Genomic DNA, 26,499 nt, shown 5'->3' with positions numbered 1-26,499 from the left:
AGCGCTATTCTTAGCTCTATTTTAAAGCATTGATTTAACGACAGATAAAAACTCACTTTTATGAGAAATAAATGGCGCGTGCGACGCTTTATCTAGCACTTCGTATTCAAACTCAGTATTTAGTACTGACATTTCACTAATTGCTTTATAAGGCACTAAGGCATCAAGTCGGCCAAATACTCCTTTGATAGGTACTGGGCAATGAGCAAATAAATCACGTAAATCGTCGTTTTGTAAAATATCTAAACCAGCGCTCAGGGCGTCGCTTTGTGGTGCGCTGTACTGATTTAGTAATTGTTTAAGCAGCTTTATATCATCACGCGCCGACTCGCTACCCATCGCTTGAATAGCTAAGAAGCGCTCTATTGTTTTTTCTCGATGATTAACTAACTGCTCTTTAAACTGCGCCAATACATTCGCTTTTATTCCGGGCCAATTATCTGCCTCCGCAAAAAAAGGAGTCGATGCAATTAAAATAACTTTTGATATTTTTTCAGGCCAATGCTTAGCAATATAAAGTGCAAATAATCCACCTAACGACCACCCCATTAAAATGGTCTTCGGCTTTAACTGCTTACTTAAAGTTTCTGCTGCATCATGCAAAGTATAAGGGCTTGGGCAAACATGGCTATTACCAAACCCAGGTAGGTCAAGGCTACGTACACTTCCTGAATATAAAAACTCAAGTTCTGGCTGTACTAACTGCCATACGCCCTGATTCATTCCCCAACCATGTAATAACACTAACTCATTTTGCATATTTGCCTAACCTTTACCAAACTTAGGCTCATCATAACGTTTAAAAAGGCGATTGCAATGCAAGGAGCGAGTCAGTGAAACAAGCCATTTTAAATTGGTTATTTCCCTCTTATTGCGTGCAATGTCAAAATACGATTACGACCTCTTTAGGGCTTTGTGATTATTGCCTTGAAGATTTACCATTGTTTGATTTTAGTAAGCATAAGAATTTACTGCATCGACCCGATATTGTTGAGATGTTTCCTAATTGCGAGTTTGATAAATTATTTGCCTGTGCTTTTTATCAACCTCCCTTTGAACATTGGCTTAAAAGGCTAAAATTTAATAATCAAATTCATTATAAAAAGGCATTGCAGCAAGTTATACAAAAACAATTAACGCAGTTTTTTGAGCAAAGCCCTACTTTGCCAGATACCTTTATTATTTTACCTCTTCATAAAAGCCGATTCATTACTCGCGGGTTTAATCAGGTAAGCCAAGTGTGGCAACCATGTTTAGATAATTACGCGCCACTGAGTAACGTACTTATTCGCAATAAAAAAACACAAGCTCAGTCGGAGCTATCTAAAGCAAAACGTATTAAAAACTTAAAAAATGCCTTTATTTGTACACAGGATATGGGCGGTAAAACAGTCGCTATTGTTGATGATGTGATGACGACAGGGGCAACATTAAACGCAGCTACTAGTGCACTAAAACAAGCAGGCGCTAAACAAGTGTGGGCTTTTACAACTTGCTTAACGCCTATTTAATTATTAAAAAGTATTATACCAATCCGCAATAATACTTAATCATTTTGCGGGGCTAAACGTGTCGCTACCTGAGTTAAAAAATTCTCATTTACGACTGCATGGATGCAGAAGGTAGAGCAATGCAGGAGCAATTGCCGAGAACAACTAAATAGCGAATTTTTTGCCTAGCTATCAACACGTTTTTCCATCCTCAAAATAGATCACTTAATTAAGCGAATTGGTATTATTCGCCATTTGCACGAAACGTATGACCAAAAAATAAAGCGTTGCTTAGTAGTCGACTAGTCCCATACCAGTAACCTCTAAATACAGGGTCGTCGGTCATGCCTATCACTGTACCTCGTCCGTATGAGTGAGCAATTAAGCCTGCGCCGCCAGCAACTTGCTCAACATTAACGGCATCGGTAAAGCCTGCCAATAATGGATTTTTAGTGTAGGTAAGTACATTTACGAACGGAGCATCAGAAGCTTCTAGCAACCAAGTACTGTTTTTGAATACGGGCAATGTATTACGCTTAAGTGAAAATGTAAGCGGATGAGTTAAATCTACATTAGTATTAAAAATAGCACCTGCAATGCGTTGACGTCCTGCTAAATGATCTTTATCGCCATAACTTAAACCTGTCGTTTTAAATGCACTTGCTACATCTTGTCGTGATAGATAGCTTGCTTTGAGTAATTGCTGATCAGCTAAAAATTTAGCGCCGCCTTTGTGACCCCAAATAACGCCGCCTTTCCTTACCCAGCTTTTAATAGCCACTTTGTCGGCATCAGATAAGCTATTGTAATTGCCATGAGCAAGCACAATATGACTGTAGTCACTTAACTCGAGTGAACTAAAGCGGTTCATTTCAACAATTGTTGGTGCAACACCTACAAAGCGATCTAGGTAATACCACACTTCGCCGACTTCGTACTGGCTTGCGCCTTGCCCGCCAATAAGCAGTACTTTTGGAGCACTAACAACCGCCATTGATCGCGACCCTAAATCGGCTCCTTTGCTTGTTAAGCCTGATGTAATAGGTTTGATTGCAATACCAAACTCATTTTGTGCTTTATTTAGCAAGGTAATCCAATCTGTATTTGTTTGTAGTCCAGCCGGTATAATAATACTTCCAGGTTTAAAATTAATTTCTCCTGATGTTGATTTAGCCGTTAATGCTTTTAGCGCTACACGTGCTTTTATACCTTGCTGTAATAAGCTATTTAACATTTTAGGTGCTAAATAATCATCCCACGAAAAACCAAATGCGTAACCTTCGGTGAGTGAAGAAAATGATGGGGTTGCTACTTTTTCCCATGCTTTATCAGCAACTTTTAATCCCCAACTACTTTTAACTTTAGAAAATGGCAAATTAAACGCATGCGCTAATGTCCAGCCAGATACATCGTAAAAAGTATTATCGGCAAAGTTTTTTTGCTCACTAAAAATCGCTTTTACCAAACGATATTGTGGTTGTGCTAATGGTACAAAATAGCTATGTGTACTGAAATTCTTACCATCTGCTTTTAATGATTTAGTAAGTGGGTAAGCGTTAATTTGGTGCTGCTTTAACAATTCTAAAAAGTGCATAATACGGGTGTTGTCGCTTGCACCTTCAACAACATACCCTTCAAAGCTTTCATCGCTGGCTAAATCAGTAGCTTGATTATAAAATTTAGCCTGGTAATCAAGTAATGCTTGGCGGTTATCAACTGCTGCCTTAAAGGTAGATAAACTCGTTAACAGTTGATTTTTAATAGTGAAAGGAAAGCTCAAAGGTCCATTTATAGTGTCTTGAATATGTCCACGAGAACTTGCCTGCTCAAATAAAATGCCTATGCCGCCATTTACATCGGGATAGGTTGAACCTTTACCGTAATAGAAGTCATCAAAGCTTTCTTCAGTAAAATAAAGTGCGTTGTTTTTATCTAACGTTTTTGCGTGATAGTTAGCAATCGCTTTAGTTAACGTTACATTTTCATCAGGTGTTATTGGGTGTTTACGGCTTGGAATACCTGGTTGAAAAAAGTAACTGCTATTAGGCCCCATTTCATGAAAATCGGTTAAGACATTTGGTTTCCACTGATGAAATTTAGCAATACGCGCACGCGATTCAGGATGCTGTAGTAATAACCAGTCACGATTTAAATCAAACCAGTAATGATTGGTACGACTACTTGGCCAGTTTTCAACATGTTCACGGGTTTTAGGGTCACTTGATAAATTCATGCCTCGATTACTGTTGGCCCAATTAGCAAAACGCGCTAAGCCATCTGGGTTAAGTGAAGGATCGAGTAAAATAACCGTGTTATTTAATAGCTCATCTATTTCAGTACCTTGTGCAGCAGCTAAATAATATGCCACCAGCAAAGATGAGTTACTACCTGATGACTCATTACCATGCACACTGTATCCCATCCATACAACAGCAGGGTCGTCTTGTGCTTTACTACTGTTATTACTTAAGCGTGCTAAGTGAGCTTGGCGTGTCTGCTCTATGCTTGATAGCTTATCAGCAGCAGTAATTGTTAGCATTACTAACGGGCGTTGTTCATGCGTGCGGCCAATCACCTCAAAATTTATACGGTCGCTTTTATCAGCAAGTATTTCCATATAACGTACGAGCTGATCGTGTCTCACGTGCCACTCTCCTACTTCGTAACCGAGTACTTGCTCAGGAGTAGGAATTGAAGGGTCAAATTTTACATCTTGTTCAAAATAATACGAAAGTGGCTTAGCTACACTTGAAAAGCTAAGCAGCACCACCATTAATGTTAATACCAAACGCATATAAATCACTCAAAAAATGTTCGTTGTTTGCACGCTACCATTGCTTAAAATAGATGCCAACTTTTTACGCTCAACACTAGCCGCAACACGATGAGCGGAGTATGATACGCAGTATCCGAGTAATTTAGTCAAGTATAGATGGTTTTATGATTTCTATTTCCGAAACAGCGCAAGCGCATTTTGCTAAACTATTAGCAGATCAATCACAACAAACCAATATTCGTGTGTTTGTTGTAAACCCTGGTTCATCACAAGCGGAATGTGGTGTGTCTTATTGTCCAGAAGACGCTGTAGAAGCGAGCGATATTCGCCTAAACTTTAACGGTTTTGATGCCGTTGTAGATGCAGAAAGTGCTCCATTTTTAGAAGAAGCTGAAATCGATTTTGTTACCGACAAAATGGGTACTCAGTTAACGCTAAAAGCACCAAATGCAAAGGCGCGTAAAATAGGTAACGATGCATCGTTAAACGAACGTGTACAGCACATGCTAGAAACCGAAGTAAATCCACAACTTGCTAACCACGGTGGCCAAGTAAGCCTTGTTGAAATTACAGCTGCAGGTATTGCTATACTTCAGTTTGGTGGTGGTTGTAACGGTTGTTCTATGATCGATGTAACGCTAAAAGAAGGCATTGAAAAAGAAATGATAGCTAAGTTTGAAGAAATCACCGGTGTTGCTGATATAACAGAGCACGAAGCGGGCGATCACTCTTACTATTAGGCCTTGTAAATGCTAAAGCAGCTTATTTATCGCTTAGGGAGCAACCCTAAGCTGAGCTTAAAGCGCTTTTTTCGCGGCTTAGCACTGTTTGTGCTAGCCGTGATATTCATATCTATTGGGTATTACACTCACTACAGCTTACAAATAATTGGCGTTATAATTTTACTCCCCGCATTATTTTTTGCCGGTTGGGGCTACTGCGGTATTTTTGCTAATCGTTTTTCACAAGTTTTAAAAGATATGGGCCCTAAACACCACGACCCCGATCTCTGGAAATAAACCATTTATTTAGTTTAATCTAATAGCTGATTATTTATTTTTAAGTGGTGATATTTAATTATTAATGTAACCCCGCGCATTAACATAAAACAGCTCATAGCCAGCCATAACCCGTTATTTTGCAAGTCTATAAACACCCAAAACACACCAAAAAAGCCAACTCCAGCTGAAAGTATCATACTGTTACGCATGTTCTTTGCTCGCGTAAGCCCTACAAAAACACCATCAAACAAAAAGCAACTCATGGCCAAAATAGGCAACACTATTAGCCATGGTAAATAGTGTGTTGCCTCTTGAATAACCTCTGGCACATTGGTTAAAAGCTTGATTATACCGCTGCCGAATAATGCAAAAAAAGCGCTATATAAGACGCCAAAAAGCATGCCCCAAAATACACTTATTTTAACCCAAAGCTCTATATTTTTAACGCTTCCTTGGCCTTTAGCTTGCCCTACTTTTGCCTCAGACGCGTAAGCAACGCCATCAAGAGCAAAACTCACCAACATTAGAAAGTTAAGTAAAACAGCATTAGCAGCTAATGTGGTTTCGCCTATACGCGCTGCGTAAAACGTCATAAAACTAAAGCATAATTGCAGTATTAAAGAGCGAATAAATATATCTCTATTCAAACTCAATAATTCAGCCATTTTGCTAATACTCAACCAATTCGGTACATTTAGATCAATGTCTTGTTTTTTAGCTAGTTTAACCACTAAAAACAGTGCAAATACTAAAGCCGTATAATCAGCAATAAGTGAAGCCCACGCAGCGCCTGCAACTGCCCAATCTAAATAAACAACAAAATAAATATCGAGTACTATATTAACGATATTAGTGACGAGTAATAAATAAAATGGACCTCGACCATAATGCACACCAAGCATCCAACCCAGTAACACTAAATTACACAATGCTGCTGGAGCACTAAAAATACGAATGCTAAAATACTGATACGCTTGGATAAGTACATCGCTATTGGCGGCGGAGAGGTAAGCAATAGCGTGCTTTATTAATGGGGATAACACAATTAATAGCACAGCCACTGCGCTTGCAAGCAATAGACTTCGTTTAAGTAAAGCGGCAAGTTGGGTTAAATCGTTTTTTCCGTATGCTTGTGCCACGAGCCCCGTGGTACTCATTCTTAAAAAACCAGCAAGCCAAAATAAAATAGATATAACTGCAGAGCCAAGGGCAATACCCGCTAAGTAATGAGCGCTTCCTAAGTGCCCAATTACAGCGGTATCAACAATTCCTAACAACGGCACTGTGATATTTGATAGTATCATCGGACCCGCTAACAACAGCAAGCTTTTATGGTGTGCCTTATTATGTATAAGAAATTGTTTCATTTAGTATTATTTATCCTCATTAGTGTATCTGTGCGGGCTCAAGCAGCCGTTATTTTACAGTATCATCATGTTAGTGAAACCCTACCCGCTGTAACGAGCGTTAGCGCCAATACATTCACTAAACATTTGAGCTATTTAAAAGAGCACAACTTTAACGTTATTCCTCTTAATGACTTAATAAGCGCACTTCAGCAAGGTGAAACCTTACCTGATAAAACTGTCGCCATCACCTTTGATGATGGTTATAACAATAACTATGAACAAGCGGCGCCTATTTTAGAAAAGTTTGGCTACCCGTACACTATCTTTGTAAATCCTAAATTAATAGACGAGGGCATGAGCTACGTAATGTGGTGGGATAAGCTCAAAGAATTATCTAAAAAAGGGGCATTAATAGCCAATCATAGCGGACAACATGATTACTTACACCTTAAGCTTGAAAACGAAACCGATGCACAATGGCAATCACGTATTAAGCAAGATATTCTTAGCTCTCAAAAGCGTATAAAAGAAGAAATAGGCCACGACTATAAATACTTAGCATACCCGTATGGTGAGTTTAATAACGAGCTGCAAGCACTTGTGACAGAGCTTGGTTTTGTGGGTATTGGTCAGCACTCCGGCGCTGTAAATAAAGACTCTAATTTTAGCCGCTTACCGCGTTTTCCTGCATCAGGCTTTTACAGCAAACTAGAAACTCTTATTACTAAGCTTAACTCACGCGCGTTTAATATCACCAATTTAACTTATCAAGATAGCGTTACACAACAAAATCCACCCACGCTCACAATTGAATTTAAAATGGGTGACTTTCATAAAAGCCAATTTGCCTGTTACGTATCAAGCGTAGGCCAAGCAGATTTAAAATGGGTAAATAAAAATACAGTCGAAATAACCTCACCAAAGGTGCTTAATAAAGGGCGATCTCGTTTTAATTGCACGGCCCCTTCTATTTCTAGCCCTGGTGATTATTTTTGGTTTTCGCAGCCTTGGGTAATTGAAGCGCCTAAACCTTAACTGCCTGATGTAATAGTCGCTGGGTTATTTTATCCAGCGCAACTATCTCGTCCGCTGCATTTAACTCAGCGGCAGCCTTAGGCATACCCCATACCACCGATGAGTACTCATCTTGAGCCAAGGTATACGCACCGTTTTGTTTTAGTGCAAGTAACCCTTTTGCGCCATCACTCCCCATCCCTGTTAGTATGGCTGCAACTACGTTTTTAGCCCCTGTCTCAACTAATGAGTTAAACAGCACATCTACCGCAGGTTTATGTCTGTTGACCGGCTCGCCATCATCAAGCTGGCAATACAAGCTAACACCTCGCTTTTTAATACTTAAATGAAAACCACCTGGTGCTATATAAGCCCAGCCAGTGCTAAGCTTATCGCCATGTTCAGCCTCTTTCACATTTATCGTGCATGTACGATTCATTCGCTCAGCAAATGAGGCGCTAAACACAGGAGGAATATGCTGAGTAATTACAATGGGCGGGCAATTTTGTGGCATCTTAATAAGTACTTCTTTGATAGCCTCAGTACCACCCGTTGAAGCACCTATCGCAATTACTTTATTAAGTAAAAATTGAGAATGGGTATTAATAGGCTCATTTGTGACGACCGTTTTTTTATAGCTTCTTACTCTTGCTCCAGCAGCTATTCGCACCTTTTGTTGAACAAGTGATGCATATTGGCTCAATTGCTCTCTTACGTTGTTAGTAGGCTTAGCTATAAAATCAACAGCCCCTAATTCGAGTGCCTCGAGTGTAATAGGAGAGCCTTTTTGGGTCAGTGTTGAAATCATCACTACTGGCATTGGTCTTAATCGCATTAAGTTTTTTAAAAAACTAATGCCATCCATTTTTGGCATTTCTACATCGAGCGTTAATACATCAGGATTTAACTTTTTTATCATTTCGCGAGCTTCGTAGGGATCCTCAGCGCTCCCCACTACCGTAATATCTTTAGCTTGCTGTAATATTTCAGTGAGTAAACGCCTAATTAAGGGGGAGTCGTCAATTATTAATACTTTAATCATGCATACTCCTAAAACAGCTCTATATCAGTTACTACTTCTTGCTTTTTAAGGTTTTGTAAGTAACGGACTTCGCGTTTTTCAATCGTATTATTATGTAGGTTTTTAAGTTTTTTCATATGAACTTTACCGGTGTTCGGATGAAAAAATATTTTTCGTGGCCATGGTCCACCCATATCGTGGGCAACTAGATTTAATGCCTCTTCTTTAATATACGCCGCTGCAAAACTAATATTACCCAGCCCTATATCAGTCATCGCACTAATAATTTTACCCCCACCAAAAAGTTTTACTTTTAGGTTACGGCGAGATGCACCATTTTTTAAAACTTCGTTTATAAGATACTCCATAGCCCAATTGCCATACCGACAACTTAAACTATGCGCATTCTTAAGTTCTACTCCCTTTTGAATTGGTAACATAAAGTGATTCATGCCCCCAACCCCTAGTACTTCATCGTAAACACAAGCCGCGATACACGAACCCAGAACTGTAGAGATTAGCTCATTATTTTTAGAAACATAAAACTCACCCGGAAGCACTTTAGCAACAACGCTACCTCGGCCCGAGTCCCAATATCGTTTAATATGTTCAAAGTTAGGTAATACCGGCCTAAACTCTGCGTGCATTTTGTCCCTTTTGGTACATAGTTTTTCCTAAATTTTTAAATTGCGTATGCTCTTTTCCCATACTTTCTGAGTGACCTAAAAACAAATAACCTTGTTCATTTAATATATTGGCGTAACGCTTAAAAAGCTGATCTTTTGTTTCTTTATCAAAGTAAATAACAACATTACGACATAAAATAAGATCAAATGATCCTTTCATTGGCCAATCTTGCAATAAGTTTAAACGCTTGAATGAAATAGACTCTTTTAGCCTATCTTTAACTTTATAGTTTTCACCGTCTTTACTTTTTAAAAACCAACGCTTAAGTTGCACGTCATCTAAGCCGTTAACATTCGCTGCGGTGTAAATACCCTTTTGTGCTTTTGCCAATACATTAGAATCTAAATCGGTTGCTAGTATTTTTACATCCCAATTGCTCGGAAATGCATTATTTAAAGTCATCGCCAAACTGTAGGGCTCTTCTCCTGTTGAGCAACCTGCAGACCAGATTCTTACTCGCTTACTATTTTTATTTGCCTTTAAGAGAGCAGGTACAAGCTCAGATTTTATAAATTCAAAGTGGTGTATTTCACGAAAAAATGACGTTAAGTTAGTTGTTATTGCATTAATAAAGGCATCAAACTCCTGATCTTTATGGCTATTTAAATACTCTAAATAGGCTTTAAAGTCAGTTAGTTTTCGCTCTCTAATACGTCTTGCTAAGCGTGAATAAACCATCTCTCGCTTATGCTCACCTAATACAATTCCACATGCGCTATAAACTAAACTGGCAATTTCTTTAAAGTCGCGGTCGGTACACAAAAACTCTTTCATTGTTCGCTCTCAATTTAGCCTGCCAAATAATACCTCGCTGTGATTATGTATTCAGCGAGGTATATAAGAAGATTGGTTGTTAAAATTCTTCCCATTCATCAGCAGAGTCTACAAAGTTATCGCCTCTGGGTTTATTACTTACAAAACTGCTTTGCGACTTATGAGATAATTTAGGTGTGCGCATAGTCGGCGAAATCATTGCCATCTCTTGCTGACCTATTGAGAAAAAGTTGAGTAGTTGGCGCATCTCATTAGCTTGCTCAGCCATAGACTCGCCAGCGGCAGAGGCTTGCTCTACTAAGGCGGCATTTTGTTGCGTCATTTCGTCCATTTGTGAGATGGCGGTATTAACTTGTTCAATACCCGCACTTTGTTCTTCAGATGCCTCTGTAATATCAGAAATCATTTGCGTCACTCTTTGTACCGATACAACAATCTCTTTAAGTGTAGCGCCCGACTCATTAACTAATTGAGAGCCATCAGCTACTTTGCCTACACTATCTCTTATTAACTCTTTAATTTCTTTCGCTGCGCCTGCAGAGCGCTGTGCTAAATTACGCACTTCACCTGCAACAACCGCAAAGCCTCGACCTTGTTCACCAGCCCTTGCAGCCTCTACTGCAGCATTAAGCGCTAATAAGTTAGTTTGAAATGCTATTTCGTCAATGACACCAATAATATCTGCAATTTTCTTGCTCGACTCATTAATTGCCGACATGCTCGTAACTGCTCTATTTACAACCTCACCACCTTGAATCGCCTTTTCGCATGTTTCTTCTGCTAAATCGTTTGCCACTTTTGCGTTATCAGCATTTTGGCGAACGGTGCTAGTCATCTCTTCCATGCTCGACGCTGTTTCTTCAAGTGACGAGGCTTGCTCTTCTGTACGTTGGCTTAAATCAGCATTACCTTGAGAGATTTCCTCTGCACCACTGGCTACAAGCGTTGCCGATGAATTAATGCGATTAATCACTTCCGTTAACTTATCTGCCGTAGCATTAGCATCGCGTTTGAGTTTATCAAATGAGCCTTTATATTCTTTTTCAACTCGTTTTGATAAATCACCATTTGCCATCGCATCGAGCATACTGCCCGTGTCAGCAACTGCATCATCAACTATTTTAACTAAGCTATTTAGCCCTTGAGCCAAACGTAAAAAGAATCCTTCCTTGCCTTCTTCCGCGACTCTTGTATCTAATTCGCCATTACCTGCAGCGCTAATAAGTTCGGCTATTTCTTTTTCAAGCGCAACCTCATTGGTCCTATCTTCCCACTCAACAATGGTGCCTAAATGCTTTCCATCTTGGCTAATCCAAGGTGAAGCAATCAAGGTGAAAGTGACACCTGCTAAAAGTAATTCGGCTTTATGAGGCTTATCGAGGTTTTTTAATAAATCGCGCTGATGATTAGGGTGCTTATGAAAATCATCAACACATGTGCCAATTAAATTATCAACAGAAAAGCTTGGTAATACAGTTTGTAATTCTTTTTCGCGGACTTTTAGCATTTGCTGAACACGATCGTTCACAAATACTATATTAAGGTCTTCATCAGCAATCATTACGTTCGCTTGGCAAACTTTAAGCGCATTTGCTAAATCGGCTGCTTTGCGAGATGCTTTTTCAAGCTCTTTTTGTTCAGTAATATCAGATGCGTATTTAATCACTTTAAACGGCTTGCCGTTCATATCATAAATTGGGTTATAAGATGCTTGAATCCAAACCTCCTGACCCTGCTTCCCTATTCTTAAATATTCCCCTGAATCAAATTCACCACGACCTAGTTTGGCCCAAAATTCTTTATATTCGATACTATTTGCATGTTCGGGTTCAATAAAAAGCCTATGGTGCTGACCTTTAATCTCGCTAAGTTGATAACCAAGTGCATTTAAAAAGTTATCATTGGCATCAATAATAGTGCCATCTAAATTAAACTCGATAACCGCTTGAGATTTACTTATAGCACTAATTTGCCCTGAGGCTTCTGCTGCTATTAACTTTTGCTCGGTCACGTCGGTGGCAAATTTAACTACTTTTAATACTTGCCCTTGCTCATCAACAATTGGGTTATAAGTTGCTTGGATCCATACCTCAGCTCCACCTTTTGCATTCCGCTTAAACTCATCTGAGATAAACTCGCCATTACGCAGGCGTTGCCAAAAGTTCTTATAATCGTTGCCCTGAGCTTCATCTGGGTCAACAAACATAGAGTGATGCTGGCCTTGAACCTCTTCAAGACGATAGCCCATCGCGTTTAGAAAATTCATATTTGCAGTAATTATTTTTCCGTTAGGTTCAAACTCAATCACCGCTAATGATTTATTCAATGCGTCTACAATTAAATCATTACTTGATTTTGACTGCTTTGGATTACTAAACCATCCCATGCTCATCACCACCTTTAAGTTTATTATTCATTTAGTTTCTGTTTGCTAAATATTCATTGTTTTTTGCAGGTCAATTAGCGCTACCATTTTTTCACCAACATTCACCAACCCAGCTACATATTCACAATTATTCGACTCAGATAAACTAGGAACCGCTTTCGCATCTTGCTCCGCAATACTGTAAACATCAGAAACGGCATCAACAGCAACACCTATAATTTTGCTACCTAGTTCAAATTCTATTTTGACAACGATAACCACCGTTAATGGCCCATAGTCGACACTTGGTAATCCAAAGCGCAACCGTAAATCAATAATTGGCACTATTGTTCCACGTAAATTAATAACGCCTTTTACAAATTCAGGCGCATTGGGCAATACTGTAATTTCTTCCCAACTGCGAATTTCTTGTACTGTTAAAATATCAACGCCGTATTCTTCATCAGCCATAATAAAAGTTAAAAACTGTTTTACACCTTGCTGTTGCTGAAGATTTAATTGATTACTTAACTGGCTTTGCTCTGAGCTCATAACGCCTCCAAAGTGGCTTGCGTTTCAATAGTTAGTTCTTGGCTACCTGGTTTTTTTAAACCTGAGAGCTTTATTAAGCCGCTAATGTCCACAATCAGCGATACACGCCCATCGCCTAAAATAGTGGCTCCCGATACGCCATCAACTTTATGATAGTTAGCCTCTAAACTTTTAATAACAACCTGTTGTTGAGACAGTAAATCATCAACTAATAAACCCACCTTTTGGTTATCTGTTTCTACAACAACAAGCAGCGTTTTATCGAGTGATTCAATGGCATTTTTATGATTAAAAATATCGTAGAGCCTTAAAATAGGAATGTATTCGTCCCGAAGTCTCAATACATCAAGGTTTTTACCCACTCGACTCACTTTAGCAATATCAATTTGCAGAGATTCCACAATAGAAATGAGCGGGATAATATAAGTATGCTGAGCCACCTTAACTAATTGCCCATCTAAAATAGCGAGAGTAAGTGGTAATCTAATAGTAAATGTAGAACCAACACCGGGCGCTGAGGTTACTTCCACTGAGCCATTTAATGATTGAATATTTCGCTTAACTACATCCATCCCAACTCCACGACCAGATAAGTCACTTACCTCATCTACTGTCGAAAAGCCGGGCATAAAAATAAGCTCATTTATTTCATCGTCACTGAGATGGTTATCAGCTGAGATTAATTCGTTAGTGATGGCTTTTTCTTTTATTTTTTTTGTATTTAACCCCTGCCCATCATCCATTATTTCAATAACAATGTTTCCACCCTGATGAAACGCATTTAAGGTTACTGTGCCAACGGGATCTTTACCTGCCGCCAGTCTTTGCTCAACAGTCTCTAATCCATGATCAAGTGAGTTCCTCACTAAATGCACCATAGGATCGGATATTTTTTCCATTACTGTTTTATCAAGCTCGGTTTGCTCTCCAATCAACTTTAGCTCAACCTGCTTATTTAGTTTTTGCGCTATATCTCGCACTAATCGAGGAAAACGACTAAATACAAAGTTTATTGGCAGCATACGAATGCGCATCACATTTTCTTGTAAATCACGCGTATTATGGGCAAGTTGCGCTAGGCCTTCTTGTAGTAAAGTAATTGTGGCTGGTGTGATTTCTTGTTCGCTGAGTTGATTTAGCATCGCTTGTGTAATAACAAGTTCGCCAACCATGTTTATTAACGAATCAACTTTATCAATACCAACTCGAATGGAGGTAGACTCTGGTGTACTTGCAGGTTTTTTATCTTTATTAGCAGCGGGTTGCTTTGGCTTACTAGGTAGCTCAGCTACTTTTATTAAATCGGATGTTTCAAGCTCAACAGCTTTAGATATCTCACCTTGATTAGGTTGTATTTGCTCATCATTGCCAAATAAGCCTCCGCATAATTCAATTTTTATGTCGGCATCGTCTTCTACCCATTCAAATACTTCTTTTATGGCTTTTTCATCATGGCTAGTATCTAAAAAAAAGCGCCAATGTAAAAAGCATTCATCACTGCTCAAATCTGTAATTTCTGGAACTTCATCGTAAAATACTGTGGTTTCTAACTCACCTAGCTCTTCGAGCTCACTGATCATATACAGTGGCTCGTTTCCTGTTTTAAATAAATGATGATGGGGTTTAAAGTCTATTTGATAGGTGTTACTACTTGTTTGCTCGCCAAAGCTTTGAGGTTTATTTTCTTGTGTTTCGTTTTTCATTCCAAGTACATGTTCAAATTGTACTTTTAACAAATCTGCCTCAGTTAAATCTGGCTCTTGCTCACCTTGAAGTGCAGCAAGTAAAGCGCGCAAGCAATCCACAGCTTTGAGTAATAAATTGACATGCTCGGTACTAAGCTCTCGTTCACCTTGGCGAATTTGATCCAGTAGTGTTTCAAGTACATGAGTAAAGTCAGCAACGGAGCTAAAGCCAAAAGTGCCACTGCCTCCTTTTATTGAGTGAGCAGCTCTAAAAATAGTGTTGATAGTTTCTAAATCTTCCTCACCTGGCACTAAGTTTAATAGCTCAGCCTCCATGGTATCTAGGCCTTCAAAACTCTCTTCAAAGAAAACTTCAAAAAATTGACTTAAATCTATACTCACACTGCGCTCCTTAGCGAATAACTTTTTTAATTACCGCTAGTAGCTGATCGGGATTAAATGGTTTTACAATCCAGCCTGTTGCACCAGCAGCTTTACCCTCTATCTTTTTTTCTAAGCCCGACTCTGTAGTAAGCATTAGTAATGGTGTAAATTTATAACTCGGTAAAGTACGCAGCTCTCGTATTAATGTAATTCCATCCATTATTGGCATGTTTACATCTGAGATCACGGCATCAAAATCTTGTTGCTTGGCAATAGCGAGAGCTTCACTGCCATCCTTAGCTTCGGTTACATCAAACCCGGCAGTTTTTAATGTAAAGCTCACCATTTGACGCATCGATGCTGAATCATCAACCGCTAAAATTCTTTTCATATATACCCCTAACTTTTACTTTCGGTTGTTAAGTATTGGCTTAAGCCAAGTTTATTAATTGTATGCGTTAAGGCCTTGCTACTGCCTACCCATATTATTTTGTGCTGTATAGTAAGTAGGTGTTTTTGTAAGGCGCATAAAAGTTGAATTGAGGCAGTATCAGCAGAAATCACATCGTTAATATCAAGACAGATATCATCGTTGCTATTGAGTTCGTGTAGTAAGTCTTGATGTAGTGTTTCAACTTGCGTAATAGCAAGTTCGCTCGGAAGTTTTAGCATTTAGTAAGTGCATTCCCTGTCAATTCAATTCATAACAAAAGCTTAGCCCTAGTTATTAAAATTGCCATAAAATGCTTAATTAAATTTAACCTGTCGTTAAAATACAAAAAAAGGAGCCTAAAGCTCCTTTAAAATTGGTAAAAAGTAAAAAACTAGTTTTTATAGTAATCAGCTATTTTTTTAAACTCTTCAGTTAAAGTCGTCGCATTAATTAATGGCACACTACCTTGTTTAAATTCTGGTTTAAAAATAGCTCTAACGGCTCCATTTTGATCAACCATAGCGACCGAGGCACTATGATCAACAGCATATTCTGATTCACTACTATCGCTAATGGCGTAAATTAAACCAAGCTCTCGAACAACAGGAAAAAGGTGTTTATGTTCCCCTGATACAGCTAAAAAGTCTGGGTTAAAGTAATCTATATATTGCTTTCGTTTAGCTGGTGTATCGCGTTTTGGATCAACCGATAAAAACCAAATTTGCAGCGGATAATCTGCTTGTAAGTTTTTATAAACAGCATTTAACTTAGCAAGTGTTAATGGACAAATATCTGGACAGCTTGTATAGCCTAAAAATACTAAATTCCACTGTCCTACAAATTGTTGCTTAGTCACTAATTCGCCGCGCTGATCGTTTAGCGTAAAATCAGACAATGGCTTTGCATTTTCGTAAACTAATGCATCTACATCTGGTGGACTATTTTCATTTGAACATGCTGATAAAAACAAAACTAAAACAACGATTAATCCAAGCCATAACTGCTTCATAAAGGGAGCCATTTATCTATAAATAAGATTACAAAGAGTACCATTAAATGAATAATCGAAAAACGAAATAAGTCCATTGCAGTCTCATCATTTCCAGCAATTTTTAATTTGACGGCTTTATATATAAACACTGCATTTAATACACATGCACCTATCAAATAGATTAATCCAGACATACCAATTAAATAAGGCAATACGCAAACTACAGCGAGTAAAACAGAGTAAGCAACGACGCACGTTTTACAAAAGTCGATTCCATGGGTTACTGGTAACATAGGGATTTTAGCGCGTTCGTAATCACTTTTTCGTGCTATAGCCAGCGCCCAAAAGTGTGGCGGAGTCCAGGTAAATATTATCATTACAAGTAACCAAGGGGCTGCTGCCATTTGGTTTGTTTCTGACACCCAACCTAATAATGGAGGCATTGCGCCAGCCAACCCACCTATAACAATATTTTGCGGTGTAGCACGCTTTAAAAATGATGTATAAACAAATGCATAACCTACCAATGCAAATAACGTTAATATAGCGGTTAAGGTATTAGCCCACACCATTAGCATAATAAAACCAGCAACCCCAATAACAGCTGCAAAACTAAGCGCATGTGTTTTACTTAAACGCCCTTTAGCCACAGGGCGATGACGAGTCCGTGCCATTTTTGAGTCTATCTCGCTATCAACCACATGATTAATAACCGCTGCAGCAGCAGAAAGTAGCCCTATACCTAACAAGCTAATAAACTGTACGACCATACCGCGCCCTACATCGGGAGCCAGCGCTAAACCAACCCAAGCTGTTAGCACCAACATAGCTACCACTTTAAATTTACTAATTGCTAAGTAGTCTTGCAGCAAACTATGAGTACGCGAAATTAGCGATTGAGTATTAACGGGTAGCAGTATTTTTTTATCTATTATAAGTGCCATCATATTTCCCCTTTATGTGCGTGATTTTAGGTAATAACACAACCTAACCATGCTTAATAACAGTATGGCTGCCATCAAGTTATGCGCCAGTGCAACTCCCAACGGAATATGCCAATGTACTAAAATAAGCCCTAAGCTAATTTGGCAAAGCAAAACAAGTAATACACTCACAACGCAATTTTTAATTTTTTTAGAGTGCGCTTGGCTGTATATTTTCCACATAATTAACGCCAGAACAATGCAAGTAACGAGTGCCCAAATGCGATGTAATAAATGAATAGACATACGCGCTTGCTGCGATAACACACCAAACTCATAATTACTGTGCTCAAGTGGTAATTGAAATACGCTACTCAATGAAAACGGTTGTGCGTAATTACACAATGGCAAACCACTACAATGTGGAGCGGCGTAATTTGCAGCCAGCCAACCACCAAGTGCAATTTGGATAATTAATACACTGAGCGCTACTAAACTTAAACCGAAATAGCGTTTTGCGCCGCTATCGCCACCCATAATAGGTTTTGCGGTTAGCCGTAAATATAAAAGCGTTATAAGTGACAAAATACTAAAGCCACCTAATAAGTGGCCCATTACAATAAGCGGCTGAAGGTTCATGGTTACTGTCCACATACCAAGGGCAGCCTGAAACACCACTAGTAGAAGTAAAGCCAAAGGCAATTTAACTGGCGTAGTTGGATATTGGCGTTTTAAAAAAGCCAACACAAATAAACCTAAAATAAGTAAGCCTAAAGCACCTGCAAAGTAGCGATGAATCATTTCTTTCCACGCTTTTGCGGTTTCGAACATCATATCGGGGTAGCTTTGAGTTGCTAAGGCTATGTCAGCCTCATGCTTAGGTACCGTTAAAAAACCATAACAACCAGGCCAATCGGGGCACCCTAAACCTGCATCACTTAAGCGGGTGTACGCACCTAAAGCAACTACAATCAAAGCGAGTAATCCTGTTATTAATACTAAGTTTTTATAATTTTTATACATCAGATACTCCAACTTAAGCTCAACTTAGTTAGCTAGAACGAGAATAGTTAAGTAATTTTTTTAGATCTTTTAATAACCCTTTTTGTACTAAACGGTTTTCTTGTGGCTCGACCTTAAAGGGGTATTCAAGTACCACTAACCCCATATGATCAATCAAATACAAACTTGCAGGATTTAAACTCTGTTGCTCGGTAATAATTTTCCATGGTAGATTTTTATTGTCAGGGCTTCCCATTACAGCCATATCAACCTTGCCTTGGTTTTTACCAAGTGCCACATATAAATTATTAAGTGCATTGAGTTGTTCGCTGCATGGGGTGTTACATTCGTTTGAATAATTAAGTGCGATAGTCCATTGCTTGGGATTATTTTGCGGCCAATTTTTAAGTTTTATTTCTTGGCTTAAAAACTCGCCATTATTAGTAATTGCAGTAGGCAACCAATCAAACTTTAATGCGCCATATGCCAAAATTAATGGGATAGCGCAGCAGCCCACAAACAACACAAGGGGGTTATTTTTCATTATGTGTCCTTTTTTTACTCGCAAAAATAGCCACAACAGCACATGCAATAGCAATTAAAAACCATTGCACAGCGTAGGCATTATGCTTTTGAGGGCTCATAACAACTGCCTCATAATGAGGTGTTGCAATCTCATCACCAGTACCTTGTCTGTAAGCCATAAAATTAATTAATGATTGCTGGCTTTGAGTGCTCAGCATATTCAAGTCGATAGATTGGATTCTTGTAGGTAAGTCGTTATTTGTAGTTTTATCTTCAAGCGTAAAGCTACTTAGGTTATTTTCTTTTATTTGCGCTTTAAGAATAAAAACACCTGTAGGCAGAGTAACCTTTGGCAGTGTATCTCTAGATATAGGCGCTTTTACCCATCCTAAATTAACTAAAATCACTTTTTCTTCGCTGGCTGGCTTTAGTAAAGCAAGTAGGTCGTACCCTACTTGTCCGTTATAAACTTGATTATCTAAAAGCCAATATTGGTTTTGTACAAACCGCCCTTTTAACTCAACCAATACACCTGTTTTGTTCCAGCTATCAGGCAGGTTATGTAATTGAGACCAACTCATCACACCACGAGTATGTTGCTTAGCAATAGCGGTTAGTTGCTGCTGTTTTTGCTCACCCCGCTCCAACTGCCAAAATCCTAGTCGCACACACACAAGTACAACAACCACAACCATACAAAGTGTGATTAGTGAACTAAGCTTTTGTTTGTGCCATAAAACTAACTGCATAAAGGGTCAACTCAGTGATTATTAAAATTATTATCGTACTGTTGTTAATATTTATACTTTTTAACTTATTTAGAGCATTGTTTATTATGGTGTCAGGGAAAACTGGGGGACGACCTATGTCTCACTTTTTAGGTCGTCGCGTATTGTTTTCGGTCGTTGTTTTAGTTGTTGTTATTGCAGCGCTTAAACTTGGTTTTATTAAAGCAAATAATTCGCCAATAAACGCTACAGCACATATACAAATACAAACAAACACAGCCACACCACATCAACAAAGTGCCAATACCAAGCAGCTGCTTGAAAAGCAAAATGCTTATCTTTAGTAAAGTGCCCTTTTAATATCCGTAAAAATATTACAAATAAAAGTACGGTTCCTAACGTTACATGCATGCCATGAAAACCAGTCAATAAAAAGAACGTATTACCGTAAATGCCCGCATCTAGCGTTAGGTTAAGGTCATTATATGCATGCATGTACTCCTCAACTTGCAGCCCTAAAAAGCAAACGCCCAATAAAATAGTAGCGCCTAAAAAAACTTTAAGTGGAGTGCGTTTATTGTTTTCCATCGCTACGTGGGCAAAATGTAAAGTAACTGAGGAAGTAAGCAGTATTAAGGTATTTATAAGCGGTAAGCCTTGCCAGCCCATAGCTTGAGTAGTTTCACCAGCAGGTGTTGAAACTAGCGGCCAAACAGCTTCGAAAGTTGGCCATAAAACCTCGTTAGTCATTGCATTATTGCCTGCGCCTCCAAGCCAAGGTACCGACAATACGCGTGCATAAAAAAGCGCACCAAAAAAGGCCATAAAAAACATAACTTCAGAAAAAATAAACCAGCTCATACCTTGTCTAAAAGAGCGATCCATTTGTGCTGAGTACAAACCTTGGTCCGATTCATTAATTACATTTTTAAACCAGCTAAACAACATATACACAAGTACAGCAATACCGGCATAAAGCAGATAAACCCCGCTACCACCTTCTTTACCTACACTCATAACAGTCAAGCCTGCCCCTACTGCAATAAAAAACAATGCAACAGCACCTACAATAGGCCATGGGCTTTGCTCAGGTACGTAATAATGCTCATATTCTTGATTCATTTTATTTACTCCTAGTTTCACACTAGTTTAAAAAGCTAGTTGTTACTTGCCACCAGCTGTTCACTAATATCAAATACGGTATAAGATAAAGTTAATTCTTCAATATCGCTCGGCAGTGCGGTATCAACATAAAAAAGTAATTTAAATTCAAGTTCTTCCCCTGCTTTTAGAGGTTGCTGATCAAAGCAAAAACAGGCTATTTTGTGTAAATACTTTGCCGCTTTACCTGGCGAGACTGATGGTACAGCCTGCATTACTTTATCTAGGTTGCTGTTATTTTTAGCACTAAACATTACTTCACGCATTGCACCGGGTTTTACCACTACACTGTATTCTTTTGATTTAACTTCAAACGGTGCACCACTTTGTGCGTGAGTAGTAAAGCTAACGCCGACTTCTCGGTTTTGTACTATTTGTGTACTTTGCTCTGCTTGCTCAAGCGAAGGTTTTCCATTAAGCCCTGTTACATCACAAAACACGTCATACAAAGGTACTAAAGCAAAGGCAAAGGCAAACATGCCTATGCAAATAAGTACCAAACGTTTGAGTAGCGGTGCGTGTGTCATTACTTAATTACCGGCGGCGTAGAAAAAGTATGATATGGCGCTGGAGAGTCAACTTCCCACTCAAGCCCTTCTGCCCCTTCCCATACTTTTGCAGGCACTTTATCACCGCCACGCGCGCATTTAATTACCACAGCTACAAACAACAATTGCGATAAACCAAAGGCAAATCCACCAATACTTATGATTGCGTTAAAGTCGGCAAATTGAAGTGCATAATCGGGAATTCGACGCGGCATACCGGCAAGCCCTACAAAATGCATAGGAAAAAACAGTACGTTCACACTCACCAGCGATAGCCAAAAATGCCATTTAGCTAGCGTGATATTAAACATGTTGCCTGTCCATTTGGGTAGCCAATAATAAGCACCTGCCATTATCGAAAACACAGCCCCTGTTACTAATACATAATGAAAATGCGCCACTACAAAATAAGTATCGTGGTACTGAAAGTCAGCAGGTGTAATTGCCAGCATCAAACCCGAAAAGCCACCTAAGGTAAACAGCACAATAAACGCAATACTAAAAAGCATTGGCACTTCAAAAGTTATTGAGCCTTTCCACATTGTGGCAACCCAATTAAATACTTTTACTCCTGTAGGTACCGATATAAGCATGGTCGCGTACATAAAAAACAACTCGCCAGCGACCGGCATCCCAGTGGTAAACATATGATGAGCCCATACAATAAAGCTCAATAGTGCTATGGAGGATGTGGCGTATACCATTGAGGCATAGCCAAAAAGTTTTTTACGAGAAAAGGTAGGTATTATTGTAGATATAATGCCAAAGGCAGGAAGAATCATTATGTATACTTCGGGATGACCAAAAAACCAAAAAATGTGTTGGAACATCACCGGGTCGCCACCGCCTGCGGCATCAAAAAAGCTGGTCGCAAAATACTTATCGGTAAGTACCATAGTGACAGCTCCTGCAAGCACTGGCATTACCGCTATTAATAAAAAGGCAGTAATTAACCACGTCCATACAAATAAGGGCAACTTCATCCATGTCATGCCTGGGGCACGTAAGTTCACTATGGTTACAATCACATTGATTGCGCCCATTATTGAACTAATCCCCATAATATGTACGGCAAATACAAACAATGCAGTATTATCATTACTGTATGTTGTAGACAGTGGTGCATAAAAAGTCCAACCAAATGCAGGACCCCCACCAGGCATAAATAACGATGCCAATAGGATTAAAAACGCAAACGGTAAAATCCAAAAGCTCCAGTTATTCATTCTTGGCAATGCCATATCTGGCGCGCCAATCATGAGTGGTATCATCCAGTTAGCAAGGCCTGTAAAGGCCGGCATAACCGCACCAAACACCATAATTAAACCATGCACTGTGGTCATTTGATTAAAAAAGTGAGGATCGACCAACTGTAAACCTGGTTGAAATAATTCAGCTCTGATCACCATGGCCATTCCACCACCAATTAAGAACATGGTCAGCGAAAAAATTAAATATAAACTACCTATATCTTTATGATTAGTTGTGTAAAGCCAGCGTTTAAAACCTTTAGCTGGGTGATGAGCATGATGAGCTTCATTGGCGTTAGATTGTTCTACTATGCTACTCATTAGTTCGCCTCCACTTTGGCATCAAGTGCTGCCTGTATTTGACTCGGTTGAATAACATCACCCGTATCATTACCCCACGCATTACGTTTATAAGTAATAACCGCTGCTAATTGCTTTATAGATAACTGTTTGGCAAATGCTTGCATTGCCGTACCGGGTCGCCCATGGATAACTACATCAATGTGATCTTTTATATCGCCAAGCACTATAGGGCTGCCTTTAAGTGCAGGAAATACACCCGGTAACCCCATGCCAGTAGGCTGATGACATGCAGCACAATTGGCCATATATACTTGTTCGCCTAAAGTCATTAATTCTTCTTTTGGGAGGGTTTTATCAAGTAATGCGGCATCTGCTAATGCTGCTTTTTGTTTAGCTTGCTTTGCATCTGCAAGCCACGTTTTAAAATCAGCCTCAGATTTAGCGACCACCACAACGGGCATAAAGCCATGATCTTTACCACACAACTCAGCACATTGGCCTCGGTAAGTACCTTCTTCGTTTATGTTCGTCCATGTTTCGTTTATAAAGCCGGGATTCGCATCTTTTTTAACTGCAAAATCAGGTACCCACCAAGAGTGAATAACATCGTCAGAAGTCATTAAAAATCGTACTTTTTGATTTATTGGCAGTACGAGAGGTTTATCAACCTCAAGTAAGTAGTTAGGATTTTTATCTGCAAGATTCGCTATTTCATCTTGCGGGGTAGATAAAATAGAGTAGAACTCTACATCTTCACCCATATATTCATAATGCCATTTCCATTGCGAGCCTGTAATTTTAATAGTGAGATCAGCTTTGCTGGCATCTTCCATTGCAATTAGGGTTTTAGTGGCTGGTACTGCCATAGCAATTAAAATAACAAACGGGATTGCAGTCCAAAGTATTTCTACTTTAGTGCTTTCGTGAAATTGGGCAGGTACAGCCCCTTTAGATTTACGGTGATGAATAAGTGCCCAAAACATAATTGCGAACACTATCACCCCAATCACACAACATATTATAAATATGGTCATGTGCAGCTGATATACATTATTGCTTATATCGGTTACGCCTTTGCGCATATTGTATTGGCTGTTAGCCAAAACTGGGTGCGAAAAAACACATAATATAAGCCACAAGGTAGAGGTCAGTTTACCCATGTGACGGCTCCTTTGATGCTATTGCGAATGCAAAGCGAAGAGGCATACGGCTTAAACGCCAATTCGTTATTTTTATTTTTTTAGTCAATCTCATTTAATATTGATTGGTTTTGCTGCGCCAACAACGGGTTTGTGTATATTGTGTGTTCTCAAAACTAAAAAGCTGTGAGTTATTATTAGCTCAGCACATTAATAATTAGCTAAAAAATGAACAACAAGCAAGTTTTAGTATAAAAAACAATCAGGTGATATTGAGTAATTAATAAAAAATCAGTAACCAACTAGGTAACAGTAAGTTCAAAAGATGAGCAAAACAAAGGGGTTTAACGCATTCGAAGGGGGAAAATATAAGTGCAAAAAAGTTTACAGCTTAAATTGTCAGTGAGCTATTTATGCCCTATTTTTAGTGCGAATTTAAAACAAAAAATGCGTACTAATTAGTACGCATTTATAAAACTGCTTGTTTAAAAGCTATTTTTAAAGTCACATCCAATCAGCGTTTCTTATAACGCCAACGGCTAAGCCTTCAATATTAAAAGACTCATTTTCAAGATCTACTTCAATAGATTCAAAATCGTCGTTTTCAGCATGAAGTAATACTTTACGACCCGCTTTCTCAAGACGTTTTACAGTTACGTCTTCGTCTAGGCGGGCAACAACAACTTGCCCGTTTTCAGCGGTTTGAGTACGATGTACAGCAAGTAAATCACCATCCATAATACCAATATCTTTCATGCTCATACCGTTAACGCGTAGTAAAAAATCTGCAGCCGGTTTAAACATTAATGGATCGATTTTGCAGTGACTTTCAACGTGCTCTTGCGCCAAAATAGGTGAACCAGCAGCAACACGCCCTATAAGCGGTAAACCTAATTGTTCTGGCTCTTCTTCTTCAATTAACTGAATACCACGGCTTGCACCTGGTTTCATTTTAATTGCGCCTTTTTTAGCAAGTGCTTTTAAATGTTCTTCAGCAGCATTGGCACTTTTAAAACCTAATGTTTGCGCTATTTCAGCACGTGTAGGAGGCATACCAGTGTCTTTAATAAAAACTTTAATTAGTTCGAGTATTTGAGCTTGGCGGTTCGTTAATGGTCGCATACAACTGGTTTTCCATACAGTATATTTAACTGTGAGTATATACAGTTAAATAAAAATCGCAAATTTAAATTAAGCCTTAAAATAGCCAAAGTAATTTCACTTGTGTACATTTTAGGGATATAACTAAAGCTAGGTTTATAAATGATTAAAAAAGCAAAGGAGTCATTATGAGTATTTGGTACCAGCCCATCACTTTAGAGCTGTGCAAGCAGTTAGAACAAGGCATTGATGGCCAAGGAACATTAATGAAAACCATGGGAATAGAAGTCACTGAAATTGGTGATGATTACTTAGTAGCCACTATGCCGGCAATTCCTGAGCATCATAACCCAATGGGAATGGTTCACGGCGGTGCTAACGTTGTACTTGCCGAAACAGTTGCCAGCTATGCAGCTAACTTTGTTGTCGATTTTACAAAATTTTACTGCGTGGGGCAGGAAATTAGCGCAAGTCATTTAAAAGCATCTCGCAACGGCACTTTAACAGCAACGGCAAGAGCGTTTCATATTGGCAAACGTAGTTCAGTGTGGGAAATAAAAATTACAAATAGCCGCAATGAGCTGTGCTGCGTATCAAAAATGACCGCAGCAGTCGTAGAGCGAAGGTAGTTACTTTTCGATTGGGTAAATTGTAATTTCCATACCCGCACCAATCGCAGATATACGTAGTAATGTATCTGCATCTAAGGCTTGATTAAAGCACTTAGGGGAAGTGCCTGATTCAAAACCAATATCAAACGTTCTACGTGAACAGCTTAACCATTGCTTTAGCGCGTTACGCGAACACGATTCAATAAGCTCACATATATGGTTTATTGCTTTGTCAGGCGTGTTTACTACACCTGTTGCTTCAATACGCGCTAATTGACGGTATTCGTCTTTGTCATAATGTAAAATCGTCGCGACTTTTTTCAAGTCTGCCACTAGCAAACTAATATCTTGCTTTGATTCAAGCTCAAGATCTACATTTAAAAATTGAATTTCCGACATCGTTTCGTATTTATCCTCTAATAATTTCATTGCAAACTTTAACGCAGTTTTACCGTTATACCAAATCAACTATGCTCTATTAACCACTTTATATAGATATTTCGCAGCTTTTAAGTATTTTTTAGCGTTTAAAGCTAGCTGGATATCAAACACTCAGCTCAATTAAACAAATAAGTCATGTTAGCAATTTAAGTGTAATCTTTTTTATTTTTAAATGATTACAGTAAGCTATAGTTTAAACTGCGACAAAATGTCGCAGTAACTAATCCCATTAATGTAATAAACTA

The 26,499-nt window shown here is 38.9% G+C and carries 28 protein-coding genes; 6 read left to right on the top strand and 22 right to left on the bottom strand.

The genetic code is table 11. The features are described 5' to 3' along the window. Positions 1-21 precede the first annotated feature (21 nt). Complete coding sequence (bioH, locus tag AAEY68_RS17685) at positions 22-759, bottom strand: pimeloyl-ACP methyl ester esterase BioH (protein WP_350586576.1); 738 nt, start codon at positions 757-759, stop codon at positions 22-24. Positions 760-833: 74 nt separating this feature from the next. Between bioH and AAEY68_RS17680 the strand changes: the two genes are divergently transcribed. Further along, on the top strand, positions 834-1,511 hold the full coding sequence (locus AAEY68_RS17680) for a ComF family protein (RefSeq protein ID WP_350586575.1): 678 nt from the start codon (positions 834-836) through the stop codon (positions 1,509-1,511). 223 nt (positions 1,512-1,734) lie between these two features. Here the strand turns inward: AAEY68_RS17680 and AAEY68_RS17675 are convergent, their stop codons facing one another. Next, positions 1,735-4,284 carry a M14 family zinc carboxypeptidase gene (locus AAEY68_RS17675; RefSeq protein ID WP_350586574.1) on the bottom strand — a complete coding sequence of 850 codons (2,550 nt, stop codon included), beginning with the start codon at positions 4,282-4,284 and terminating at the stop codon, positions 1,735-1,737. A gap of 146 nt (positions 4,285-4,430) precedes the next feature. Between AAEY68_RS17675 and nfuA the strand changes: the two genes are divergently transcribed. After that, the gene (gene nfuA, locus AAEY68_RS17670; RefSeq protein WP_007584966.1) at positions 4,431-5,006 is read left to right on the top strand and encodes a Fe-S biogenesis protein NfuA; all 576 of its coding nucleotides are present in this window, start codon (positions 4,431-4,433) and stop codon (positions 5,004-5,006) included. 9 nt (positions 5,007-5,015) lie between these two features. Then, positions 5,016-5,285 (top strand): hypothetical protein, encoded by a 270-nt coding sequence (locus tag AAEY68_RS17665; protein WP_002959572.1) that lies wholly within the window; start codon positions 5,016-5,018, stop codon positions 5,283-5,285. Between the two features lie 14 nt (positions 5,286-5,299). Here the strand turns inward: AAEY68_RS17665 and AAEY68_RS17660 are convergent, their stop codons facing one another. Then, the gene (locus AAEY68_RS17660; RefSeq protein WP_024591683.1) at positions 5,300-6,571 is read right to left on the bottom strand and encodes an MATE family efflux transporter; all 1,272 of its coding nucleotides are present in this window, start codon (positions 6,569-6,571) and stop codon (positions 5,300-5,302) included. Between the two features lie 42 nt (positions 6,572-6,613). Between AAEY68_RS17660 and AAEY68_RS17655 the strand changes: the two genes are divergently transcribed. Further along, positions 6,614-7,651 carry a polysaccharide deacetylase family protein gene (locus AAEY68_RS17655; RefSeq protein ID WP_024594290.1) on the top strand — a complete coding sequence of 346 codons (1,038 nt, stop codon included), beginning with the start codon at positions 6,614-6,616 and terminating at the stop codon, positions 7,649-7,651. Here AAEY68_RS17655 and AAEY68_RS17650 read toward each other — a convergent pair. The 13 genes from AAEY68_RS17650 to AAEY68_RS17590 form a co-directional block, all read right to left on the bottom strand. Further along, positions 7,641-8,672 (bottom strand): protein-glutamate methylesterase/protein-glutamine glutaminase, encoded by a 1,032-nt coding sequence (locus AAEY68_RS17650; RefSeq protein ID WP_007584963.1) that lies wholly within the window; start codon positions 8,670-8,672, stop codon positions 7,641-7,643. The genes AAEY68_RS17655 and AAEY68_RS17650 overlap by 11 nt on opposite strands. A gap of 8 nt (positions 8,673-8,680) precedes the next feature. Then, positions 8,681-9,298 (bottom strand): chemoreceptor glutamine deamidase CheD, encoded by a 618-nt coding sequence (gene cheD, locus AAEY68_RS17645; protein WP_024594291.1) that lies wholly within the window; start codon positions 9,296-9,298, stop codon positions 8,681-8,683. Beyond that, positions 9,282-10,112 carry a CheR family methyltransferase gene (locus AAEY68_RS17640; protein WP_024591684.1) on the bottom strand — a complete coding sequence of 277 codons (831 nt, stop codon included), beginning with the start codon at positions 10,110-10,112 and terminating at the stop codon, positions 9,282-9,284. The genes cheD and AAEY68_RS17640 overlap by 17 nt, the downstream gene beginning before the upstream one ends. Positions 10,113-10,191: 79 nt before the next feature. Beyond that, positions 10,192-12,498: a methyl-accepting chemotaxis protein gene (locus AAEY68_RS17635; protein ID WP_010554953.1), complete on the bottom strand. Its 2,307-nt coding sequence runs from the start codon at positions 12,496-12,498 to the stop codon at positions 10,192-10,194. 45 nt (positions 12,499-12,543) lie between these two features. Continuing rightward, positions 12,544-13,029, bottom strand: a complete 486-nt coding sequence (locus AAEY68_RS17630) for a chemotaxis protein CheW (protein WP_007584959.1) — start codon at positions 13,027-13,029, stop codon at positions 12,544-12,546. Continuing rightward, positions 13,026-15,116 carry a chemotaxis protein CheA gene (locus AAEY68_RS17625; RefSeq protein ID WP_024594292.1) on the bottom strand — a complete coding sequence of 697 codons (2,091 nt, stop codon included), beginning with the start codon at positions 15,114-15,116 and terminating at the stop codon, positions 13,026-13,028. Before AAEY68_RS17625 ends, AAEY68_RS17630 begins: the two co-directional genes overlap by 4 nt. Before the next feature lie 10 nt (positions 15,117-15,126). After that, positions 15,127-15,489, bottom strand: a complete 363-nt coding sequence (locus AAEY68_RS17620; RefSeq protein WP_007584956.1) for a response regulator — start codon at positions 15,487-15,489, stop codon at positions 15,127-15,129. A gap of 8 nt (positions 15,490-15,497) precedes the next feature. Next, positions 15,498-15,770 (bottom strand): STAS domain-containing protein, encoded by a 273-nt coding sequence (locus AAEY68_RS17615; RefSeq protein WP_024594293.1) that lies wholly within the window; start codon positions 15,768-15,770, stop codon positions 15,498-15,500. 152 nt (positions 15,771-15,922) lie between these two features. Beyond that, positions 15,923-16,540 (bottom strand): SCO family protein, encoded by a 618-nt coding sequence (locus tag AAEY68_RS17610; protein ID WP_024594294.1) that lies wholly within the window; start codon positions 16,538-16,540, stop codon positions 15,923-15,925. Continuing rightward, the gene (cyoE, locus tag AAEY68_RS17605; protein ID WP_024594295.1) at positions 16,537-17,466 is read right to left on the bottom strand and encodes a heme o synthase; all 930 of its coding nucleotides are present in this window, start codon (positions 17,464-17,466) and stop codon (positions 16,537-16,539) included. The genes AAEY68_RS17610 and cyoE overlap by 4 nt, the downstream gene beginning before the upstream one ends. A 12-nt stretch (positions 17,467-17,478) precedes the next feature. Then, complete coding sequence (locus AAEY68_RS17600) at positions 17,479-18,468, bottom strand: COX15/CtaA family protein (RefSeq protein ID WP_024594296.1); 990 nt, start codon at positions 18,466-18,468, stop codon at positions 17,479-17,481. Between the two features lie 28 nt (positions 18,469-18,496). Further along, positions 18,497-18,991, bottom strand: coding sequence for a hypothetical protein (locus tag AAEY68_RS17595; RefSeq protein WP_007584950.1), 495 nt, complete (start codon positions 18,989-18,991; stop codon positions 18,497-18,499). Then, positions 18,981-19,721: an SURF1 family protein gene (locus AAEY68_RS17590; RefSeq protein WP_024594297.1), complete on the bottom strand. Its 741-nt coding sequence runs from the start codon at positions 19,719-19,721 to the stop codon at positions 18,981-18,983. The genes AAEY68_RS17595 and AAEY68_RS17590 overlap by 11 nt, the downstream gene beginning before the upstream one ends. A gap of 14 nt (positions 19,722-19,735) precedes the next feature. Between AAEY68_RS17590 and AAEY68_RS17585 the strand changes: the two genes are divergently transcribed. After that, positions 19,736-20,044 (top strand): DUF2909 family protein, encoded by a 309-nt coding sequence (locus tag AAEY68_RS17585; protein ID WP_076916441.1) that lies wholly within the window; start codon positions 19,736-19,738, stop codon positions 20,042-20,044. Here the strand turns inward: AAEY68_RS17585 and AAEY68_RS17580 are convergent. The 5 genes from AAEY68_RS17580 to lexA form a co-directional block, all read right to left on the bottom strand. Beyond that, on the bottom strand, positions 19,947-20,822 hold the full coding sequence (locus tag AAEY68_RS17580; RefSeq protein ID WP_024594298.1) for a cytochrome c oxidase subunit 3: 876 nt from the start codon (positions 20,820-20,822) through the stop codon (positions 19,947-19,949). The genes AAEY68_RS17585 and AAEY68_RS17580 overlap by 98 nt on opposite strands. Before the next feature lie 35 nt (positions 20,823-20,857). Then, positions 20,858-21,388: a cytochrome c oxidase assembly protein gene (locus AAEY68_RS17575; protein ID WP_002959612.1), complete on the bottom strand. Its 531-nt coding sequence runs from the start codon at positions 21,386-21,388 to the stop codon at positions 20,858-20,860. Beyond that, complete coding sequence (gene ctaD, locus AAEY68_RS17570; RefSeq protein WP_024594299.1) at positions 21,388-22,980, bottom strand: cytochrome c oxidase subunit I; 1,593 nt, start codon at positions 22,978-22,980, stop codon at positions 21,388-21,390. Before ctaD ends, AAEY68_RS17575 begins: the two co-directional genes overlap by 1 nt. After that, positions 22,980-24,122, bottom strand: a complete 1,143-nt coding sequence (coxB, locus tag AAEY68_RS17565; protein WP_024594300.1) for a cytochrome c oxidase subunit II — start codon at positions 24,120-24,122, stop codon at positions 22,980-22,982. The genes ctaD and coxB overlap by 1 nt, the downstream gene beginning before the upstream one ends. A 483-nt stretch (positions 24,123-24,605) precedes the next feature. Beyond that, entirely contained in the window at positions 24,606-25,223 is a 618-nt protein-coding gene (lexA, locus tag AAEY68_RS17560; protein ID WP_007584941.1) for a transcriptional repressor LexA, read from the bottom strand. A gap of 167 nt (positions 25,224-25,390) precedes the next feature. Between lexA and AAEY68_RS17555 the strand changes: the two genes are divergently transcribed. Next, positions 25,391-25,831 carry a PaaI family thioesterase gene (locus AAEY68_RS17555; protein ID WP_007584940.1) on the top strand — a complete coding sequence of 147 codons (441 nt, stop codon included), beginning with the start codon at positions 25,391-25,393 and terminating at the stop codon, positions 25,829-25,831. On the opposite strand, the gene AAEY68_RS17550 is transcribed toward AAEY68_RS17555, so the two are convergent. Next, a complete protein-coding gene (locus AAEY68_RS17550) occupies positions 25,832-26,212 on the bottom strand; it encodes a hypothetical protein (protein ID WP_008138697.1) in 381 nt (126 codons plus the stop codon). Between the last annotated feature and the right edge of the window lie 287 nt (positions 26,213-26,499).

The organism is Pseudoalteromonas sp. RB2-MNA-CIBAN-0110 (assembly GCF_040309305.1).
Lineage (GTDB): Bacteria > Pseudomonadota > Gammaproteobacteria > Enterobacterales > Alteromonadaceae > Pseudoalteromonas > Pseudoalteromonas arctica.
This window is presented reverse-complemented; position numbering and strand designations above follow the sequence as displayed.

Coding starts and splice junctions, on each gene's coding strand:
- cheD (WP_024594291.1), bottom strand. CDS start 9,298: ATGCACGCAGAGTTTAGGCCGGTATTACCTAACTTTGAACATATTAAA.
- AAEY68_RS17580 (WP_024594298.1), bottom strand. CDS start 20,822: ATGAATCAAGAATATGAGCATTATTACGTACCTGAGCAAAGCCCATGG.
- AAEY68_RS17640 (WP_024591684.1), bottom strand. CDS start 10,112: ATGAAAGAGTTTTTGTGTACCGACCGCGACTTTAAAGAAATTGCCAGT.
- AAEY68_RS17665 (WP_002959572.1), top strand. CDS start 5,016: ATGCTAAAGCAGCTTATTTATCGCTTAGGGAGCAACCCTAAGCTGAGC.
- cyoE (WP_024594295.1), bottom strand. CDS start 17,466: ATGGCACTTATAATAGATAAAAAAATACTGCTACCCGTTAATACTCAA.
- AAEY68_RS17590 (WP_024594297.1), bottom strand. CDS start 19,721: ATGCAGTTAGTTTTATGGCACAAACAAAAGCTTAGTTCACTAATCACA.
- AAEY68_RS17615 (WP_024594293.1), bottom strand. CDS start 15,770: ATGCTAAAACTTCCGAGCGAACTTGCTATTACGCAAGTTGAAACACTA.
- AAEY68_RS17655 (WP_024594290.1), top strand. CDS start 6,614: ATGTATAAGAAATTGTTTCATTTAGTATTATTTATCCTCATTAGTGTA.
- AAEY68_RS17595 (WP_007584950.1), bottom strand. CDS start 18,991: ATGAAAAATAACCCCCTTGTGTTGTTTGTGGGCTGCTGCGCTATCCCA.
- AAEY68_RS17630 (WP_007584959.1), bottom strand. CDS start 13,029: ATGAGCTCAGAGCAAAGCCAGTTAAGTAATCAATTAAATCTTCAGCAA.
- AAEY68_RS17555 (WP_007584940.1), top strand. CDS start 25,391: ATGAGTATTTGGTACCAGCCCATCACTTTAGAGCTGTGCAAGCAGTTA.
- lexA (WP_007584941.1), bottom strand. CDS start 25,223: ATGCGACCATTAACGAACCGCCAAGCTCAAATACTCGAACTAATTAAA.
- coxB (WP_024594300.1), bottom strand. CDS start 24,122: ATGGGTAAACTGACCTCTACCTTGTGGCTTATATTATGTGTTTTTTCG.
- AAEY68_RS17635 (WP_010554953.1), bottom strand. CDS start 12,498: ATGGGATGGTTTAGTAATCCAAAGCAGTCAAAATCAAGTAATGATTTA.
- AAEY68_RS17650 (WP_007584963.1), bottom strand. CDS start 8,672: ATGATTAAAGTATTAATAATTGACGACTCCCCCTTAATTAGGCGTTTA.
- AAEY68_RS17660 (WP_024591683.1), bottom strand. CDS start 6,571: ATGATACTATCAAATATCACAGTGCCGTTGTTAGGAATTGTTGATACC.
- AAEY68_RS17675 (WP_350586574.1), bottom strand. CDS start 4,284: ATGCGTTTGGTATTAACATTAATGGTGGTGCTGCTTAGCTTTTCAAGT.
- AAEY68_RS17575 (WP_002959612.1), bottom strand. CDS start 21,388: ATGACACACGCACCGCTACTCAAACGTTTGGTACTTATTTGCATAGGC.
- bioH (WP_350586576.1), bottom strand. CDS start 759: ATGCAAAATGAGTTAGTGTTATTACATGGTTGGGGAATGAATCAGGGC.
- ctaD (WP_024594299.1), bottom strand. CDS start 22,980: ATGAGTAGCATAGTAGAACAATCTAACGCCAATGAAGCTCATCATGCT.
- AAEY68_RS17600 (WP_024594296.1), bottom strand. CDS start 18,468: ATGTATAAAAATTATAAAAACTTAGTATTAATAACAGGATTACTCGCT.
- nfuA (WP_007584966.1), top strand. CDS start 4,431: ATGATTTCTATTTCCGAAACAGCGCAAGCGCATTTTGCTAAACTATTA.
- AAEY68_RS17620 (WP_007584956.1), bottom strand. CDS start 15,489: ATGAAAAGAATTTTAGCGGTTGATGATTCAGCATCGATGCGTCAAATG.
- AAEY68_RS17550 (WP_008138697.1), bottom strand. CDS start 26,212: ATGTCGGAAATTCAATTTTTAAATGTAGATCTTGAGCTTGAATCAAAG.
- AAEY68_RS17610 (WP_024594294.1), bottom strand. CDS start 16,540: ATGAAGCAGTTATGGCTTGGATTAATCGTTGTTTTAGTTTTGTTTTTA.